Source organism: Microbacterium tenebrionis, from assembly GCF_020682665.1.
In the GTDB taxonomy this organism is placed as follows: Bacteria; Actinomycetota; Actinomycetes; order Actinomycetales; family Microbacteriaceae; genus Microbacterium; species Microbacterium tenebrionis.
This window is the reverse complement of the sequence record NZ_JAGTTM010000003.1, coordinates 173,641-189,112: the sequence shown is the minus strand read 5'-3', so window position 1 is coordinate 189,112 and position 15,472 is coordinate 173,641. Positions and strand designations below refer to the sequence as shown.

Sequence of the window (15,472 nt, the reverse complement as noted above, 5' to 3'; positions counted from 1 at the left end):
GTTCTCCGATCGGTCCAGAGACGGTCAGTACGGGATGTTCAGTGCTTGAAGCGGTCGCGGAGCTTCGAGAACAGCCCCTGCTGGAACTGCGCCAACTGAGGACCGGGCGCCTTCTGCTTCTTCGCGAAGTCCTCGATGAGGGCGCGCTGCGCCGAGTCGAGCTTGGTGGGAGTCACCACCTGCACGCCGACCCGCAGATCGCCACGCTGGTTGCCGCGCAGTGGCGTGATGCCCCGGCCCTTGATCGTGAGCACGTCACCGGACTGCACGCCCGGCCGGATCTCGAGATCGACATTGCCGTCGAGGCCGTCGATCGAGGTCTCCGTCCCGAGGATGGCGTCGGCCATCGAGACCTCCAGCGTCGCGAGGAGGTCGTCGCCGTCGCGGCTGAACGCGGCGTGCGGCGAGACGGTCACCTCGACGTACAGGTCGCCGTTCGGTCCGCCGGCCTGTCCGACCTCGCCGGAGCCTGGCAGCTGCAGCCGCAGCCCGGTCTCGACACCGGCGGGGATGTCGAGCGACACCGTGCGGCGCGAGCGCACGCGTCCCTGGCCGTTGCACGTCGCGCACGGATGCGGGATGACGGTGCCGTAGCCCTGGCAGCTGCCACACGGCTGCGAGGTGACGACGTTGCCGAGCAGGCTGCGCACCTGGCGCTGGACGTGGCCCGTACCGTGGCAGATATCGCAGGTGACGGGTGACGTGCCCGGCTGCGTGCACGATCCCTGGCACGTCTCGCACAGCACGGCGGTGTCGACCTCGATCTCGCGGTGGGCGCCGAAGACGACGTCGCCGAGGTCGAGGGTCACGCGCACCAGGGCGTCCTGGCCCCGCTCCCTGCGCGACCGGGGCCGCCCGCCGCGTCCGCCGCCCTGAGCCGCTCCGAAGAACGTCTCGAAGATGTCGCCGAAGCCGCCGAAGCCACCGAAGTCTCCTCCGGCACCGTCCCCGCCGCCCATGTCGTAGCGGCGACGGGAGTCCTCGTCGCCGAGCACGTCGTACGCGTGCGTGACGAGCTTGAACCGCTCCGCAGCATCCTCACCCGGGTTCACATCCGGGTGCAGCTGACGCGCCAGCTTCCGGTAGGCCTTCTTGATCTCATCCGTCGACGCGTCTCGCGACACCCCGAGGACCTCGTAGTGGTCCGCCACAATCACCTTCCTGCGTGTGCGTGCTTCCGGCCGAGCCGCTCAGCGGCCGGCCTCGTCCTCATCGAGCAGCCTGGACAGGTAGCGGGCCACGGCCCGCGCCGCCGCGAGGTTACTCGGATAGTCCATGCGGGTCGGGCCCATCACGCCGACGCGCGCCGTCCCGCCCGGCGTCAGGTAGTTGCTCGCGACGATCGACGCCTCCGGCAGCCCGAACGCCTCGTTCTCGGTGCCGATGCTCGCCGCGAGGCCCTGCTCGTCCGTGATCATCTCGCTCATCAGCCGCAGCAGCGTCACCTGCTCCTCGATCGCTTCGAGCAGAGGATGGATGCTGCCGCGGAAGTCCTGTTCGCGCCGGGCGAGTGTCGCCGCCCCCGCCATCACGAGCCGCTCCTGGCGGAACTCCGCGATCTCCTCGCCGATGATCCCGGCGAGCAGCCTGATCGCCTGATCCACGCGTGTTCCCTCGGATCCCTCGCCGAGCGTCTGGACGCGGTCGGTCGCCTCCCGCACGGTCTGCCCCATCAACTGAGCCGAAAGCCGCGCCCGCAGCACGGCGACGTCGGACTCGTCGAGATCGGCGGGCAGCACGGCGATGCGCTGCGAGACCCCGCCCGCGTCCGTCACGAGCACGACGAGCAGCCTGTTGGGAGCGAGCGAGACGAGTTCGATGTGCGTCAGATGCGCACGGGCGAACGACGGGTACTGCGCGAGGGCGACCTGGCCGGTCAGCTGCGTCAGCACGCGCACGGTCCGCGCCATGAGGTCGTCGAGGTCTGCCGGGTCCGTGAGGAACGACTCGATCGCGGTGCGCTGCGCGCCCGAGAGCGGACGCAGCTGCGCGAGATGGTTGACGAAGACCCGGTAGCCCTTGTCCGTCGGCACCCGGCCCGATGAGGTGTGCGGCGCCGTGATGAGCTCCTCGTCCTCGAGGAGCGCCATGTCGTTGCGGATCGTCGCGGCTGAGACGCCGAAGGAGTGTCGGTCTACGATCGACTTGCTGCCGACGGGCTCGTGCGTCTCGACGTAGTCCTGCACGATCGCGCGGAGCACTTGAAGTCCACGTTCTGAGACCATCATGCGCTCCTCTCTGGCACTCGAATACTCAGAGTGCCAATTCTACTCGCTGAGCTAATCGGTCAGCTCGCGCACCACCGCGTCGGCCAGAAGACGCCCCTTCAGGGTCAGTCTGACGCGGCCGCGGATCGCGGCTCCAGCATCCACCAGGCCGTCAGCGATCAGACCTGCGACCCTCGGGCGCGTCGCCTCAGGAAGATCGACGATCGCCATGCCGTCCGCCAGGCGCGTCTCCAGCAGCACCCGCTCGAGCAGGTGTGCCTCACGGTCGGGACGCTCGGTGCCCGCCGCGGGCGATTCGGATGCCGCGAGCCGCTGCGCGTACGCCGCCGGGTGCTTCACATTCCACCAGCGGAGCCCCGCGACGTGGCTGTGCGCACCCGGCCCGAAGCCCCACCAGTCGCTGCCCCGCCAGTACGCGAGATTGTGGCGCGAGCGCTGGTCGTCGCCCCTGGCCCAGTTGCTCACCTCGTACCAGTCGAAACCTGCTGCCGCGAGACGCTCATCGGCGAGCTCGTACATGTCTGCCTGAACGTCGTCGTCCGGGGCCGGCACCTCGCCGCGACGGATCTGCCTGGCGAGCTTGGTGCCGTCCTCGATGATCAGCGCGTAGGCCGAGACATGATCGGACTCGAGTGCGGTCGCGGCGTCCAGAGAGGCCTCCCAGTCGGCGAGCGATTCGCCGGGGGCACCGTAGATGAGGTCGACGCTCACGGCGAGGCCCGCCTCCCGCGCGGCGTCGACCGCCGTCCGCACGTTCTCCGGGCGGTGCGTGCGATCGAGCGCTGCGAGCACGTGCGGCACGGCCGACTGCATGCCGACCGAGAGCCGTGTCACGCCAGCATCCGCAAGGGTGCGGGCGACCTCGGGCGTCACCGTGTCCGGATTCGCCTCGACCGTGACCTCGGCGCCGTCAGTGATGCCGAATGCCGATACGGCGGCATCCAGCATCCGCGCCAGGTCGCCCGGCGGCAGGAGCGTCGGCGTACCGCCGCCGAAGAACACCGTGTCCATCGGGCGCAGGGCGCCGGCGTCGCCGAGCACCCGCCCGGCCAGCGCGATCTCCCTGATCAGTGTGTTGGCGTACTCGTCCTGACGTGCTCCGCGCAGTTCCCCCGACGTGTAGGTGTTGAAGTCGCAGTAGCCGCAGCGCACGCGGCAGAACGGAACGTGGAGGTATGCCGAGAACGGCGTATCCCGATCGATGGGGAGATCTGCGGGGAGCGCACCGTCGCGGGGGGCTGGATCGCCGATCGGCAGTGGTCCCGCCATCACAGAGGCGTGGTGTACAGCGGTGAGATCGCCCGCAGGTACCGGGCGAACAGCTCCTTGCGACGCCGCCTGAGCAGGCCGGGAACCATCCGGTACAGCACGGAGTTGGGCGCATCGAACGCACGCACGGTGAACCAGACCGAGTCGTCGTCGCGCCACTCGATGTCGAAGAGTTCCTCGCCGCTGACGACGGAGCCGCCCATGGTGCCGAGCACGAGGCCGATCCGGCGCGCCTCCTCGGTGACCGAGATCACGCGCAGTTCGGCATCCGCACGCATGCGGGCCACGCGTCCGCGCAGCCGCAGCGTCATGCCGGGTCCGGCGAAGGGCGTGCCCTCCGCGTCGAAGCGCTGCTCGACCTCGCGCTTGCTCGGCGCGACCGGATTGCCGTCGGCGTCGAAGCTCACTCCTGCGTACGCGGGGCCGGATGCCGGGCGCACGTCCTCGACGCTCAGACCTGCGGCGCGCTGCGCCGTCCACGACAGCAGGGCGTCTCCGGCTGTGCGGAACCGCTCCTCGCCGCTGCCCAGCCGCCAGGTCTCCTCGGCGGGGACGCTGCGCTCCGGCGGATACTGCATGAGATCGGGCGCGTGCGTCGCCCCGACCGCCGCATAGTCGACCGTGTCGTCTCGGAAAGTTCCGCGCCGCATGAGATCCAGATTACTTCCGTTACCTGAACGATGCCCCGGACGGGGCACGTCCTGCTACTTCTTGTCCTTGCCGTCGACGTCGCCGGAGAGCGCCGCGATGAACGCTTCCTGAGGGACCTCGACGCGGCCGACCATCTTCATGCGCTTCTTGCCCTCCTTCTGCTTCTCGAGCAGCTTGCGCTTGCGGCTGATGTCACCGCCGTAGCACTTGGCGAGCACGTCCTTGCGCAGTGCGCGGATGGTCTCGCGGGCGATGATCCGCGCGCCGATGGCGGCCTGGATGGGGACCTCGAAGTTCTGCCTGGGGATGAGCTTGCGCAGGCGCTCCGTCATGAGCGTCCCGTAGGAGTAGGCCTTGTCGCGGTGCACGATCGCGCTGAACGCATCGACCTTGTCGCCCTGCAGCAGGATGTCGACCTTGACGAGGTCGGCGGTCTGCTGCCCGGCGGGCTCGTAGTCGAGGCTCGCATACCCCTGCGTCTTGGACTTCAGGTGATCGAAGAAGTCGAACACGATCTCGCCGAGCGGCATCATGTACCGCAGCTCGACGCGCTCCTCCGAGAAGTACTCCATGCCCAGCAGCGATCCGCGGCGCGACTGGCACAGCTCCATCACGGTGCCCACGTAGTCCTTGGGCAGCAGGATCGCCGTCTTCACCATGGGCTCGGCGACCGATGCCACACGCCCGTCCGGGTACTCGCTCGGGTTCGTGACCATGACCGTGTCGCCGGTGTCGGTGGTCACCTCGTAGATCACGCTCGGAGCCGTCGTGATGAGGTCGAGCCCGAACTCGCGGCTGAGCCGCTCGGTGATGATCTCGAGGTGCAGGAGCCCCAGGAACCCGCATCGGAAGCCGAAGCCGAGGGCGACGGAGGTCTCCGGCTCGTACTGCAGGGAAGCATCGGACAGCTTCAGCTTGTCGAGCGCCTCGCGCAGCTCGGCGTAGTCGCTGCCGTCGATCGGGTAGATGCCGGAGAAGACCATGGGCTTGGGATCGGTGTAGCCCGCCAGCGCCTGCGTCGCGCCGTCCCGGCTCGTCGTGACAGTGTCGCCGACCTTCGACTGGCGCACGTCCTTCACACCGGTGATGAGGTAGCCCACCTCACCGACGCCGAGCCCCTTCGACGGGATCGGCTCCGGGCTCGACACGCCGATCTCGAGGAGCTCGTGGTTGGCGTGGGTCGACATCATCTGGATGCGCTCGCGCGGCTCGAGCTTCCCATCAACCATGCGCACGTAGGTGACGACGCCGCGGTACGCGTCGTACACCGAGTCGAAGATCATCGCCCGGGCCGGCGCTTCGGCATCCCCGACGGGAGCCGGGACGTCGGCGACGATGCGGTCGAGGAGCTCCTCGACGCCGACACCGGTCTTACCGGATACGCGCAGCACGTCGTCGGGGTCGCCGCCGATGAGGTCGGCGAGCTCCTTCGCGAAGCGGTCGGGGTCGGCTGCAGGCAGATCGATCTTGTTGAGCACGGGGATGATGTGCAGATCGTTCTCGAGCGCCAGATAGAGGTTCGCCAGGGTCTGGGCCTCGATGCCCTGAGCGGCGTCGACGAGCAGGATCGCGCCCTCGCACGCCGCGAGCGAGCGCGACACCTCGTACGTGAAGTCGACGTGTCCCGGGGTGTCGATCATGTTCAGGGCGTAGGTCCCGCCGTCGACGTCCCACGGCATCCGGACGGCCTGGCTCTTGATCGTGATGCCCCGCTCGCGCTCGATGTCCATGCGGTCGAGGTACTGCGCCCGCATGTCGCGGTCGGAGACGACACCGGTGATCTGCAGCATGCGGTCGGCGAGAGTCGACTTGCCGTGGTCGATGTGGGCGATGATGCAGAAGTTCCGGATCTGCGCCGGCGGCGTTGCGGCAGGCGAGAGCGGGGTGAGGGCGCGTGGTGACATGTCTCCAGCAGTCTACGGTCAGGCGCACCTAATGCTCGATTCGCTATGACCGGTGATAGTCTCGCGAGGTTGCCCTGTACAGATCGGCGACACCGAGTGTCAGTTGCAACCCGACTCCGTACCAGACGCTGTCCGGATCGGTCGCACATGAGAGCCAGAGATGTTTGAATACATCCGACTCTGCGTTGCGTCGGCCGATCCCGAGCGCGCCTGCAAAGAGAAAGACAACACCTTGATCAAGTATCTCCTGCGCCGTTTCCTCGGCTGGCTGCTGATGATCGTGGTGGCGACCAACATCACGTTCTTCCTTGCGTGGGGCTTTCTGAACCCCCGGAACAACTTCGTCGGTCGACGCCCTCCGCTCAGTGAAGAGCAGATCGTCAACCTCCTCGAGCCGCGCAACCTCAGCGACACCGTGCCGATCTGGGAGCGGTGGTGGAACTGGTTCAGCTCCATCCTGTTCCGCTGGGACTGGGGTGTCAGCCCGACAGGCGGATCGGTCAACGAGCAGATCGCCTACCGCATGTGGGTGAGCGCGGAGCTGGTTCTCGGCGCAACGGTGATCATGACCGTGCTGGGCATCGCGCTCGGCGTGTACACCGCATCGCGTCAGTACAAACTCGCCGACCGCATCGGCCAGGCGACCTCGATCATCACGATGAACATCAACGTCATCGTCGCAGCCCTCGGCCTGGTCCTTCTCGCCATCGCGATCAACGACCTGTTCGGCGCCCGGATCTTCTTCGTCACCGGGGCGGCGAGCAAGGGTGTCGAAGGGTTCTTCCCCGTCCTCATCGACAAACTGCAGCACGTGACCCTGCCCACGATCGCCCTGGTCATCACGGGCTACGCGGGAACCCACTTCCTCCAGCGCACGCTGCTCCTGGACAACATCAACGCCGATTACGTCCGCACGGCACGCGCCAAGGGCCTGACCAAGCAGCAGGCGATCCGCAAGCACGCGCTGCGCACCTCGCTCATCCCGGTCGCGACGCAGGTCGCCTTCAGCATCCCCGGCATCTTCACCGGCGCGATCCTGACCGAGACGATCTTCGCCTGGAACGGAATGGGCAAGTACTTCATCGAGACCATCGTCAAAAGCGACATCAACGGTGTCGTCGCGGTCGCGGCCTTCAGCGCCGTCATGGTGGCGATCGGCGCGATCCTGTCCGACATCATCGTCGTGGTCCTCGACCCGCGAGTGAGGGTGAGCTGAGCATGACTGAAATGATCGACCCCACCGTCACCTCCCCCGCCGAACCTGTCGCCGACAAGGGCTCCGGCCGGAAGCCGATGTCGAAGTGGACCCTCTACACCCGCCGCTTCATGCGCAACAAGCCGGCCGTCGGCGGCATCATCATCTTCGTGCTGCTCGTGCTGTTCGCCATCGTCGGACCGCTGATCGCCCGATACGACCACATCGAGCTCGACTTCCTGAACCTTGGCACCGGCCCCTCCGCCGACCACTGGTTCGGCACGACGGCATCCGGCAACGACACCTTCGCCCAGGTAGCCATCGGCCTGCAGCGCTCGCTCATGATCGCCGTGTCCGTGTCGCTGGGAACGACGATCCTGTCGGCCATCATCGGAACCGCCGCCGCCTACTTCGGCGGGCGCACCGAGAAGCTCACGCTGCTGGTGATCCACTTCATGATGGTCGTCCCCAGCTTCCTGATCCTGTCGCTGCTGTCGAACCGCTCCGGCGGCGACTGGCGCGTGATCGCACTGATCATGATCTTCGTGACGGGCTGGTACTTCCCCGCCCGCGTCGTCTGGACCACCGCCCTGTCGCTGCGCGAGCGCGAGTACGTGCACGCCTCGCGCTACATGGGCGTCGGCGGCTTCCGGATCGTGCTGCGCCACCTCATCCCGAACATCGGTTCGCTGCTCGTGATCAACTTCACGCTCGGCATCGTCGGAGCCGTGATGGCCGAGACCGGCCTGTCGTTCATCGGCTTCGGCGTGAAGATCCCCGACGTGTCGCTGGGATCGCTCATCGGCTCCGGCGCGAACACGATCACCAGCGCGCCGTGGCTGTTCTACTTCCCCGCCGCGGCGCTCACGCTGCTGACCGTCTCGATGGCACTCGTCTCGGACGGTCTGCGCGACGCCCTCGATCCCACCTCTGCTGCAGGAGGCCGCGCATGAGCGCCATCATCTCCGTTCGCGACCTCAAGGTCAGTTTCGCCTCCGAGGCCGGGCGCGTGGATGCCGTGCGCGGCGTCTCGTTCGACCTGGATGAGGGCAAGACCCTCGGCATCGTCGGCGAGTCCGGCTCCGGCAAGTCCGTCACGTCGCTGGCGATCATGGGCCTGCTCGACGAGAACGCCAAGGTCACCGGTTCGATCATCTACGACGGCCAGGAGCTTCTGGGCAAGTCCGACAAGCAGATGTCGGTGATCCGCGGCAATGGTCTCGCGATGATCTTCCAGGACCCGCTGACCTCGCTGACCCCGGTGTTCACGATCGGCGACCAGCTGATCGAGGCGCTCACGGTGCACCGCGGCCTCACCAAGAAGCAGGCGTGGGACCGCGCGATCGAGCTGCTGACACTCGTCGGGATCTCGCAGCCGGAGAAGCGCATGAAGGGCTTCCCGCACGAGTTCTCCGGCGGCATGCGTCAGCGCGTCGTCATCGCCATCGCGATGGCGAACAACCCGAAGCTGATCATCGCCGACGAGCCGACCACCGCGCTCGACGTCACGATCCAGGCGCAGATCCTCGACCTGATCGAGAAGGCGCAGCAGGAGACGGGCGCCGCGACCATCATGATCACCCACGACATGGGCGTCGTCGCGCGCATGGCCGACGACGTCATGGTCATGTACGCGGGAAAGCCCATCGAGCACGCGCCCGTGGGCGAGCTGTTCCACCACACGCGGATGCCGTATTCCATCGGCCTCCTCGGAGCGATCCCGCGCGTCGACAAGGCCGAGAAGGAGCCGCTGGTCCCCATCAAGGGCAACCCGCCGCTGCTGATCGATCTGCCCGACGCCTGCCCGTTCGCCGACCGCTGCCCGATCGCGATCGACGCGTGTCGCACGCGCGAACCCGACCTCGTCGACGTCGCCACCGGCACCGGCGCACCGCACCGGGCCGCCTGCATCCGCGCGGATGAGATCTCGGACGGCGGGATGATCGGCGGACTCCCGGTCTATCCCGTGCACGAGGCACCGGAGAGCGACCTGACGCGCACGCCCCGCGAGCAGCGCCCTGTGACCCTCGACGTCCGGAACCTCAACAAGACCTTCCCGCTTCTGAAGGGCGCGTTCCTCAAGCGCAAGGTCGGCGAGGTGCACGCGGTCAAGAACGTCACCTTCGACGTGCGCGAGGGCGAGACGATGGCGATCGTCGGCGAATCCGGCTCGGGCAAGACGACGACGCTGCTGCAGATCATGGATCTTGTCAAGCAGGACGGCGGCGACATCATCATCAACGGCACGAGCGTCAACGACATCACCAGCCGCAAGGTGGAGCGCCAGGTCCGCCGCGACATCCAGATCGTCTTCCAGGACCCGATGGGCGCTCTCGATCCGCGCATGACCGTCGCCGATGTCATCGCCGAGCCGCTGCACGCCATCGGCACGCCCAAGGACGAGGTGCACCGGCGCGTCCGGGAGCTCATGGATCTCGTCGGTCTCAACCCCGCCCACATCGACCGGTTCCCCGGGGCGTTCTCCGGCGGTCAGCGCCAGCGCATCGGCATCGCCCGCGCCCTGTCCACGAACCCGAAGATCATCGTGCTCGATGAGCCCGTCTCGGCGCTGGACGTGTCGATCCAGGCCGGCGTCATCAACCTGCTCGACGAGCTGAAGGTGAAGCTGGGCCTGTCGTACCTGTTCGTCGCGCACGACCTGTCCGTGATCAGGCACATCGCCGATCGCGTCGCGGTGATGTACCTCGGCGATTTCGTCGAGCACGGCGACGTGGACGAGATCTTCGAGAACCCGAAGCATCCCTACACGAAGGCGCTGCTCTCGGCCATCCCGGTGCCCGATCCCGACATCGAGCGCGGGCGCGAACGACTGATCTTCAACCCGGAGACGATGCAGGCCGAACCCGTCGGCCGGTGACGCTCTGTTAACGGCCGGTAACAGAGGGTCACCGTCCGATAACAGTTAGGCGCCATTCACTCCGAGCAGGCGAATTCCGCCACGGTGCGAACTATTCTCGCAATATGACACGCCGAAAGGCGAAAGGAGCACCATGAAGCAGCACAAGCTGATGGGGGCGATCGCATTCAGCGGAGCCCTCGCACTTGCCCTCGCGGGCTGTGCGTCGTCCGGTAACGACGGCGGCAGCGGCGACGGCGGCAACGAGCCGACCGAGACCGCATTCGCCGACTACAACCCGCAGCCCCGCGAGAACCTGCAGACGGGCGGAGAAGTCCGCTTCCCGATCAACGAGATCCCGGAGCAGCTGAACGCGTTCAACGGAGACGCTTCCGCTGACACGGCCCGCGTCGCCGCGTGGTACATGCCGCAGATCCTCCTGCAGGAGGACGACGGCACGCCGTACAAGAACGACGCGTACCTCGACGAGTGGAAGATCGACACGGTCGACGGCAACACCCAGATCACGTTCACCTTCACGGATGACGCGCACTGGAACGACGGCACCGACATGGACTGGACCGCCATCGAGGCGACCTGGAAGGCCAACAACGGCACGAACGAGGAGTTCAACCCGAACGCGACCGACGGCTACAAGGCCATCACCTCGGTCGAGCAGGGCGACAGCGCCAAGACCGCGATCGTGAAGTTCGACGGCGAGTTCGCCTGGCCGGAGATGCCGTTCCTCACGGGCATCATCCACCCGGCACTGGCCGACCCCGAGACCTTCAACACGGCCATGATCGACAACCCGCACCCCGAGTGGGGCGCCGGCCCGTACAAGGTCGACGAGTTCGACGCCAACTCCGAGTACATCTCGTTCGTCCCGAACGAGGAGTGGTGGGGCAACGAGCCGCTGCTCGACAAGGTCTCCTTCCAGGGCATGGAGGCCTCGGCCTCGATCAACGCCTTCAAGGCCGACGAGATCGACATGGTCGGTGTGAGCACCAAGGACCGCCTCGAGCAGGTCAAGGACATGGAGGACATCACCATCTACCGCTCGACCCAGACGGCGAACACGCTGATCCAGGTCGACGCGGAGAAGCCGCAGTTCTCGGACGTCAAGGTCCGCGAGGCGTTCTTCAAGGCCATCAACATCGACCAGCAGAAGCAGATCGCCTGGAACGGCCTGGACTACGAGGAGGAGCCGGCAGGATCCCTGACGCTGTTCCCGTTCCAGCCCGGCTACTCCAACGCACTGGCTGAGGCCGGCTGGGAGTACAACCCGGACGACGCGAAGGCTCTCCTCGACGAGGCCGGCTGGACCGAGGGCGAAGACGGCATCCGCGAGAAGGACGGCGAGAAGCTCTCGGTCGTCTACCCCGTCTGGAGCGATGACGCGACCGCTGAGGCTCTTGCCAAGGCGCTGCAGCAGCAGATGAAGGAGGTCGGCATCGACTTCCAGATCGACGTCCGTCCGTCGACCGACTTCTCGGCTGACTACACCTCGAAGAACTGGGACGTCTCGTCGCTGCGCTTCACCTCCTCCGACCCGTTCGGTGCGGCCTGGTTCTGCCAGCTGTACTGCATGGACATGGGCCTGAACCTCTCGGGCGTCCAGAACGAGGAGACCGATCAGCGCATCCACGACGAGGTCGAGTCCCTGCCGACCGCTGAGGAGCAGACGGCTGCGGCCATGAAGCTCGAGGCCGAGATCTTCCAGGAGTGGGGCCTCATCCCGCTCTACAACGGTCCGTCGATCTCGGCTGTCAAGACCGGTCTTGCGAACCTCACCCCTGAGCCCTACGTGGGCCTGGACGGCTTCGGCGTCCAGCCGGTGGAGAACGTGGGCTGGGAGAAGTGATTCTCTGACGGGACATTGAGCCTGTCGAAATGAGCGGGGTCGGTGGTTCATCCACCGGCCCCGCTTCTTCGTATGCTGTGACCATGAACGTCCAGGTCGTCCTCGTTCACGGCATCCGCACCTCGCGCACGATGTGGCGCGCGCAGATGGAGCACCTCGCCGGGCGCGACGTGCCCGCCGTCGCCGTCGATCTGCCCGGGCACGGGTCGCGCATGGATGAGACGTTCACCCTCGAGGCCGCGTTCGCGACGATCGACGAGGCCGTGCAAGAAGCCGCGAGCCGCGGGCCGGTGCTGCTGGCCGGGCACTCCATGGGCGGCCTGGTGTCCGTCGCGTACGCCGGCTCGGAGGCCGCTCCCCCGGTGTCCGCGTTCATCGGCGCGTCGTGCACGGCGTTCCCCCGCGGTGCAGGGCTCGCCACGTACCGGACGCTCGCGCGAGCCTTCGACGCCCTGCCCGACCGGGGCATGTGGCTGACCGAACGCGTGCTCGCAGCGACGATTCCCGAGGAGACGCGACCGGACTTCGCCGCCGGTGGTTACGCGCTCGACACGCAGGACGCAGCCCTCGCGAGCCTGGGGGCCCTGGACCTCGCCGCTGACCTCACCCGGCTCACGATGCCGGTGTGGTGGATCAACGGCCAGTTCGATCAGCTGCGGATGCAGGAGCGCCTGTTCCGCAGGCTCACCCCGCACTCCGAACTCATCGTGGTGCCGCGCACCTCGCACCTGGTCACCGCCATGCGGCCGCGCGTCTTCAACGCCCTGCTGGACGTGGCGATCGCGACGCTGCATCGGAGCGAGGCATCACAGGAGCCCGCACGGCGATCGTCATGACCGCCCCCGAGCACCGAGAGGATGCCGGCGACCAGGAACAGCAGCCAGAATCCACCGACCAGGGCCACCAGACCCGCCCCGAGGAGCGGCCCGAGCAGCTGACCGAGGTTCGCTGCGACGTTCACGACCCCGAGGTCGCGGGCGTGGTGCTCCGGACGCGGAAGCAGATCCGTCGCTAGCGCCATCCTGACCGCCATGTACGCGCCGTATCCGACGCCCATGACCGCCGCGGCGATGGCCGTCCCGACGAAGGTGGGCGACATGAGGATCAGCACAGCCGACAGCGCCTGGACGAGCGCCGCGATGATGACGATCGGCTTGCGCCTGCCGGTGCGATCCGAGATCGACCCGGCGATGAGGGATGCCGCGACCACGAAGACCGTGTAGCTCACGATGAGCACGTGCAGGTCGTCCTCGGCGCATCCGCACCCCCGCGCGGGAGCGACGCGCAATGGATTCCTGCCAGACCTGGTAGACTCGATTCTTGGCTTGCGTGTGGGTTCGTCCCTCACGACCGCCGGAGGCAGCCCTCTTCCTGCTCACGGCACTTCCCATCAATCACTGAACGAAAGCGTCACGCGTGGCAAACATCAAGTCGCAGATCAAGCGCAACAAGACCAACGAGAAGGCTCGCATCCGCAACAAGGCTGTGAAGTCCGAGCTCAAGACCCTCGTCCGCAGCACCCGCGAGGCCATCGCCAAGGGCGACAAGGCCGCTGCCGAAGCTTCGCTGAAGGTCACCTCGAAGAAGCTCGACAAGGCCGTCAGCAAGGGCGTCATCCACGAGAACCAGGCTGCGAACCGCAAGTCGTCGATCGCCAAGCAGGTCGCCGCTCTCTGAGCCGCTCGGTTTCACGAAGGCCCGTCCCGTTCGCGGGGCGGGCCTTCGTCGTATCGTGTCAGCGCCCCTCGGCGATCACCTCTTCGGCGTCCTCGGGCTCCCCGGTGACATCGTGCGCGAGCCTGTCCTCCAGGTCCGTGCCCCCGAGGGGCTCCTCGCGCCAGTCCTCGAGCAGCCAGCCGCCCTCGGGGTCGCCTTCGAGCACGCACATGCCGGTGTTCTGCAGGCGGCGTCGTGCGGCCTCGGCCGACGGGATGTTCACCGAGCGGGTCGCGGCCCACACGCGGATCGCCGCGCCGTGGCTCACGACGACGGCGGATTCGTGCCACCGTGCGATCTCGGCGATCGCCGCGTCGTATCGGTCGAAGAAGTCGTGACCGCTCTCGCCGCCGGCGATGGCGTGATCGAGGTCGCCGTTCACCCAGCGCCATCCGGCCTCGACGTACGCCTGGACGGCGTCCGCGTCCGTGTGCATCTCGTAGTCTCCGGCCGAGATCTCCTCCAGCCCCTCCCGGACGACGATGTCGAGTTCGCGGACGTCGGCGAGCGGGCGACCCGTGAGCTGGGTGCGGATCAGCGGCGACGCGTAGACCGCGTCGAGCGACTCCGCCGCGAGCACGGTGGGGATCGCGGCGGCCTGCGCACGACCGAGCGCGGTCAGCGGGGCGCCGGGCCGCGCCGTGTCGAGCGCGCCGGCGACGTTGCTGGGGGTCTGGCCATGACGGATGAGCAGGAGTCTCATGCTCCCAGCCTACGAGCGGAGCCTATGCCTGTTCGCCGAACGGCGCCCGGGTCGCGATGACGGTGACCATGCGCTCGAGTGCGAAGATCGGGTCGCGGGCGGCACCCTTGACCTCGGCATCGGCTCGTGCGGTCGCCTGGATCGCCAGTCCCAGGGATCGCTCGTTCCAGCCGCTGAGGTCGCGCCGGGCGCGATCGACCTGCCAGTCCTTCATACCGAGGCGCTGCGCAAGGCTGCGACTGGGCTCGCGGTGGCCGGCGACCCTGGCCATGGTGCGCAGCTTCATCGCGAAGGCCGCCACCATGGGCACGGGATCGGCGCCGGAGTCGAGCGCATGCCGCAGCGCGATCAGCGCCTCCCCGTACCGCCCCGCGATCGCGGTGTCGGCGACGACGAAGGCGGAGACCTCGACGCGCCCGCCGTAGTAGCGGGTGACCGTCTCTTCGGAGATGTCGCCGTCGACGTCTCGGATGAGCTGCTGGCAGGCCGAGGCGAGCTCGGTGAGGTCGTCGGCGAAAGCCGAGACCAGGGCGCGCAGCGCGTTGGGCGCGATCCGGCGCCGCGCCGCGGCGAACTCCCCTGAAGCGAAGTCGACTCGGTCGCTGTCGCGCTTGATCGTCGGGCAGGCGATCTCGATGCCGTCGCCCGATCCGGCACGGAGTGCGTCGAGCAGCTTCTTGCCGCGCACACTCGCCCCGGTGTGGCGGAGGATGACGGTCGCCCCCTCCTGCGGATGATCGAGGTAGGCCACGGCCTCCTGGATGAACGCGTCGTTGCATTTCTCGACACCGGACACGCGGACCAGGCGCGGCTCGCCGAACAGCGACGGAGACGTCAGCGAGAGGAGCGTGCCGGGCGCGTAGTCGTCGGCGCGGACGTCGCTCACCTCGAGCGCCGGATCCTCGGCGCGCAGGTAGTCGCGGATGCCGGCGATCGCCCGTTCGGCGCAGACCTCTTCAGGACCCGAGACGAGCGCGACCGGTGCCGGACGCGGTTCGCGCCAGGAGATCTGCGGAATCCTGGTCGCCTTCGCTCCGCCGCGGGCTGTGCCACCACGGGCTGAAGAACGAGGAGCGGCCATGATC

13 protein-coding genes and 1 pseudogene are annotated in these 15,472 nt (G+C 67.6%); 6 read left to right on the top strand and 8 right to left on the bottom strand.

Annotation, left to right across the window (positions count from 1 at the left end):
* Positions 1 to 38: 38 nt before the first annotated feature.
* From dnaJ to lepA, 5 genes are read right to left on the bottom strand one after another with little or no spacing between them, the layout of a single operon-like run.
* Positions 39 to 1,151, bottom strand: a complete 1,113-nt coding sequence (dnaJ, locus tag KEC56_RS10025; protein ID WP_227530844.1) for a molecular chaperone DnaJ — start codon at positions 1,149 to 1,151, stop codon at positions 39 to 41.
* 39 nt (positions 1,152 to 1,190) lie between these two features.
* Positions 1,191 to 2,225 (bottom strand): heat-inducible transcriptional repressor HrcA, encoded by a 1,035-nt coding sequence (gene hrcA / locus KEC56_RS10020; protein ID WP_175988179.1) that lies wholly within the window; start codon positions 2,223 to 2,225, stop codon positions 1,191 to 1,193.
* A gap of 54 nt (positions 2,226 to 2,279) precedes the next feature.
* A complete protein-coding gene (gene hemW / locus KEC56_RS10015) occupies positions 2,280 to 3,497 on the bottom strand; it encodes a radical SAM family heme chaperone HemW (protein WP_227530843.1) in 1,218 nt (405 codons plus the stop codon).
* Positions 3,497 to 4,147, bottom strand: coding sequence for a DUF1990 domain-containing protein (locus KEC56_RS10010; protein WP_227530842.1), 651 nt, complete (start codon positions 4,145 to 4,147; stop codon positions 3,497 to 3,499). The genes hemW and KEC56_RS10010 overlap by 1 nt, the downstream gene beginning before the upstream one ends.
* Positions 4,148 to 4,201: 54 nt before the next feature.
* Positions 4,202 to 6,052, bottom strand: a complete 1,851-nt coding sequence (gene lepA / locus KEC56_RS10005; RefSeq protein ID WP_227530841.1) for a translation elongation factor 4 — start codon at positions 6,050 to 6,052, stop codon at positions 4,202 to 4,204.
* A 232-nt stretch (positions 6,053 to 6,284) separates the two neighbouring features.
* Between lepA and KEC56_RS10000 the strand changes: the two genes are divergently transcribed.
* From KEC56_RS10000 to KEC56_RS09980, 5 genes are all read left to right on the top strand, one after another.
* Positions 6,285 to 7,268 carry an ABC transporter permease gene (locus tag KEC56_RS10000; protein WP_175988171.1) on the top strand — a complete coding sequence of 328 codons (984 nt, stop codon included), beginning with the start codon at positions 6,285 to 6,287 and terminating at the stop codon, positions 7,266 to 7,268.
* 11 nt (positions 7,269 to 7,279) lie between these two features.
* Entirely contained in the window at positions 7,280 to 8,200 is a 921-nt protein-coding gene (locus KEC56_RS09995) for an ABC transporter permease (protein WP_227530840.1), read from the top strand.
* Complete coding sequence (locus KEC56_RS09990; protein ID WP_227530839.1) at positions 8,197 to 10,125, top strand: ABC transporter ATP-binding protein; 1,929 nt, start codon at positions 8,197 to 8,199, stop codon at positions 10,123 to 10,125. The genes KEC56_RS09995 and KEC56_RS09990 overlap by 4 nt, the downstream gene beginning before the upstream one ends.
* A 133-nt stretch (positions 10,126 to 10,258) precedes the next feature.
* Positions 10,259 to 11,968, top strand: a complete 1,710-nt coding sequence (locus KEC56_RS09985) for an ABC transporter family substrate-binding protein (RefSeq protein ID WP_227530838.1) — start codon at positions 10,259 to 10,261, stop codon at positions 11,966 to 11,968.
* An 83-nt stretch (positions 11,969 to 12,051) separates the two neighbouring features.
* Positions 12,052 to 12,804 carry an alpha/beta fold hydrolase gene (locus KEC56_RS09980; protein WP_227530837.1) on the top strand — a complete coding sequence of 251 codons (753 nt, stop codon included), beginning with the start codon at positions 12,052 to 12,054 and terminating at the stop codon, positions 12,802 to 12,804.
* Between the two features lie 62 nt (positions 12,805 to 12,866).
* Here KEC56_RS09980 and KEC56_RS09975 read toward each other — a convergent pair.
* A pseudogene (locus KEC56_RS09975) lies at positions 12,867 to 13,178 on the bottom strand (MFS transporter); the annotation flags it as partial.
* 206 nt (positions 13,179 to 13,384) lie between these two features.
* On the opposite strand from KEC56_RS09975, the gene rpsT reads away from it, so the two are divergent.
* Entirely contained in the window at positions 13,385 to 13,645 is a 261-nt protein-coding gene (gene rpsT / locus KEC56_RS09970) for a 30S ribosomal protein S20 (RefSeq protein ID WP_175988163.1), read from the top strand.
* A gap of 58 nt (positions 13,646 to 13,703) precedes the next feature.
* On the opposite strand, the gene KEC56_RS09965 is transcribed toward rpsT, so the two are convergent.
* Both KEC56_RS09965 and holA read right to left on the bottom strand, forming a co-directional pair.
* On the bottom strand, positions 13,704 to 14,387 hold the full coding sequence (locus KEC56_RS09965) for a histidine phosphatase family protein (protein ID WP_227530836.1): 684 nt from the start codon (positions 14,385 to 14,387) through the stop codon (positions 13,704 to 13,706).
* 22 nt (positions 14,388 to 14,409) lie between these two features.
* Positions 14,410 to 15,468 carry a DNA polymerase III subunit delta gene (gene holA / locus KEC56_RS09960; RefSeq protein WP_227530835.1) on the bottom strand — a complete coding sequence of 353 codons (1,059 nt, stop codon included), beginning with the start codon at positions 15,466 to 15,468 and terminating at the stop codon, positions 14,410 to 14,412.
* Positions 15,469 to 15,472: the final 4 nt, after the last annotated feature.

Bases quoted from the DNA above. Each gene is read 5' to 3' on its own strand.
- lepA (WP_227530841.1), bottom strand. From the start codon at position 6,052: ATGTCACCACGCGCCCTCACCCCGCTCTCGCCTGCCGCAACGCCGCCG.
- KEC56_RS09980 (WP_227530837.1), top strand. From the start codon at position 12,052: ATGAACGTCCAGGTCGTCCTCGTTCACGGCATCCGCACCTCGCGCACG.
- KEC56_RS09995 (WP_227530840.1), top strand. From the start codon at position 7,280: ATGATCGACCCCACCGTCACCTCCCCCGCCGAACCTGTCGCCGACAAG.
- KEC56_RS09965 (WP_227530836.1), bottom strand. From the start codon at position 14,387: ATGAGACTCCTGCTCATCCGTCATGGCCAGACCCCCAGCAACGTCGCC.
- holA (WP_227530835.1), bottom strand. From the start codon at position 15,468: ATGGCCGCTCCTCGTTCTTCAGCCCGTGGTGGCACAGCCCGCGGCGGA.
- hrcA (WP_175988179.1), bottom strand. From the start codon at position 2,225: ATGGTCTCAGAACGTGGACTTCAAGTGCTCCGCGCGATCGTGCAGGAC.
- KEC56_RS10010 (WP_227530842.1), bottom strand. From the start codon at position 4,147: ATGCGGCGCGGAACTTTCCGAGACGACACGGTCGACTATGCGGCGGTC.
- KEC56_RS09990 (WP_227530839.1), top strand. From the start codon at position 8,197: ATGAGCGCCATCATCTCCGTTCGCGACCTCAAGGTCAGTTTCGCCTCC.
- KEC56_RS09985 (WP_227530838.1), top strand. From the start codon at position 10,259: ATGAAGCAGCACAAGCTGATGGGGGCGATCGCATTCAGCGGAGCCCTC.
- hemW (WP_227530843.1), bottom strand. From the start codon at position 3,497: ATGGCGGGACCACTGCCGATCGGCGATCCAGCCCCCCGCGACGGTGCG.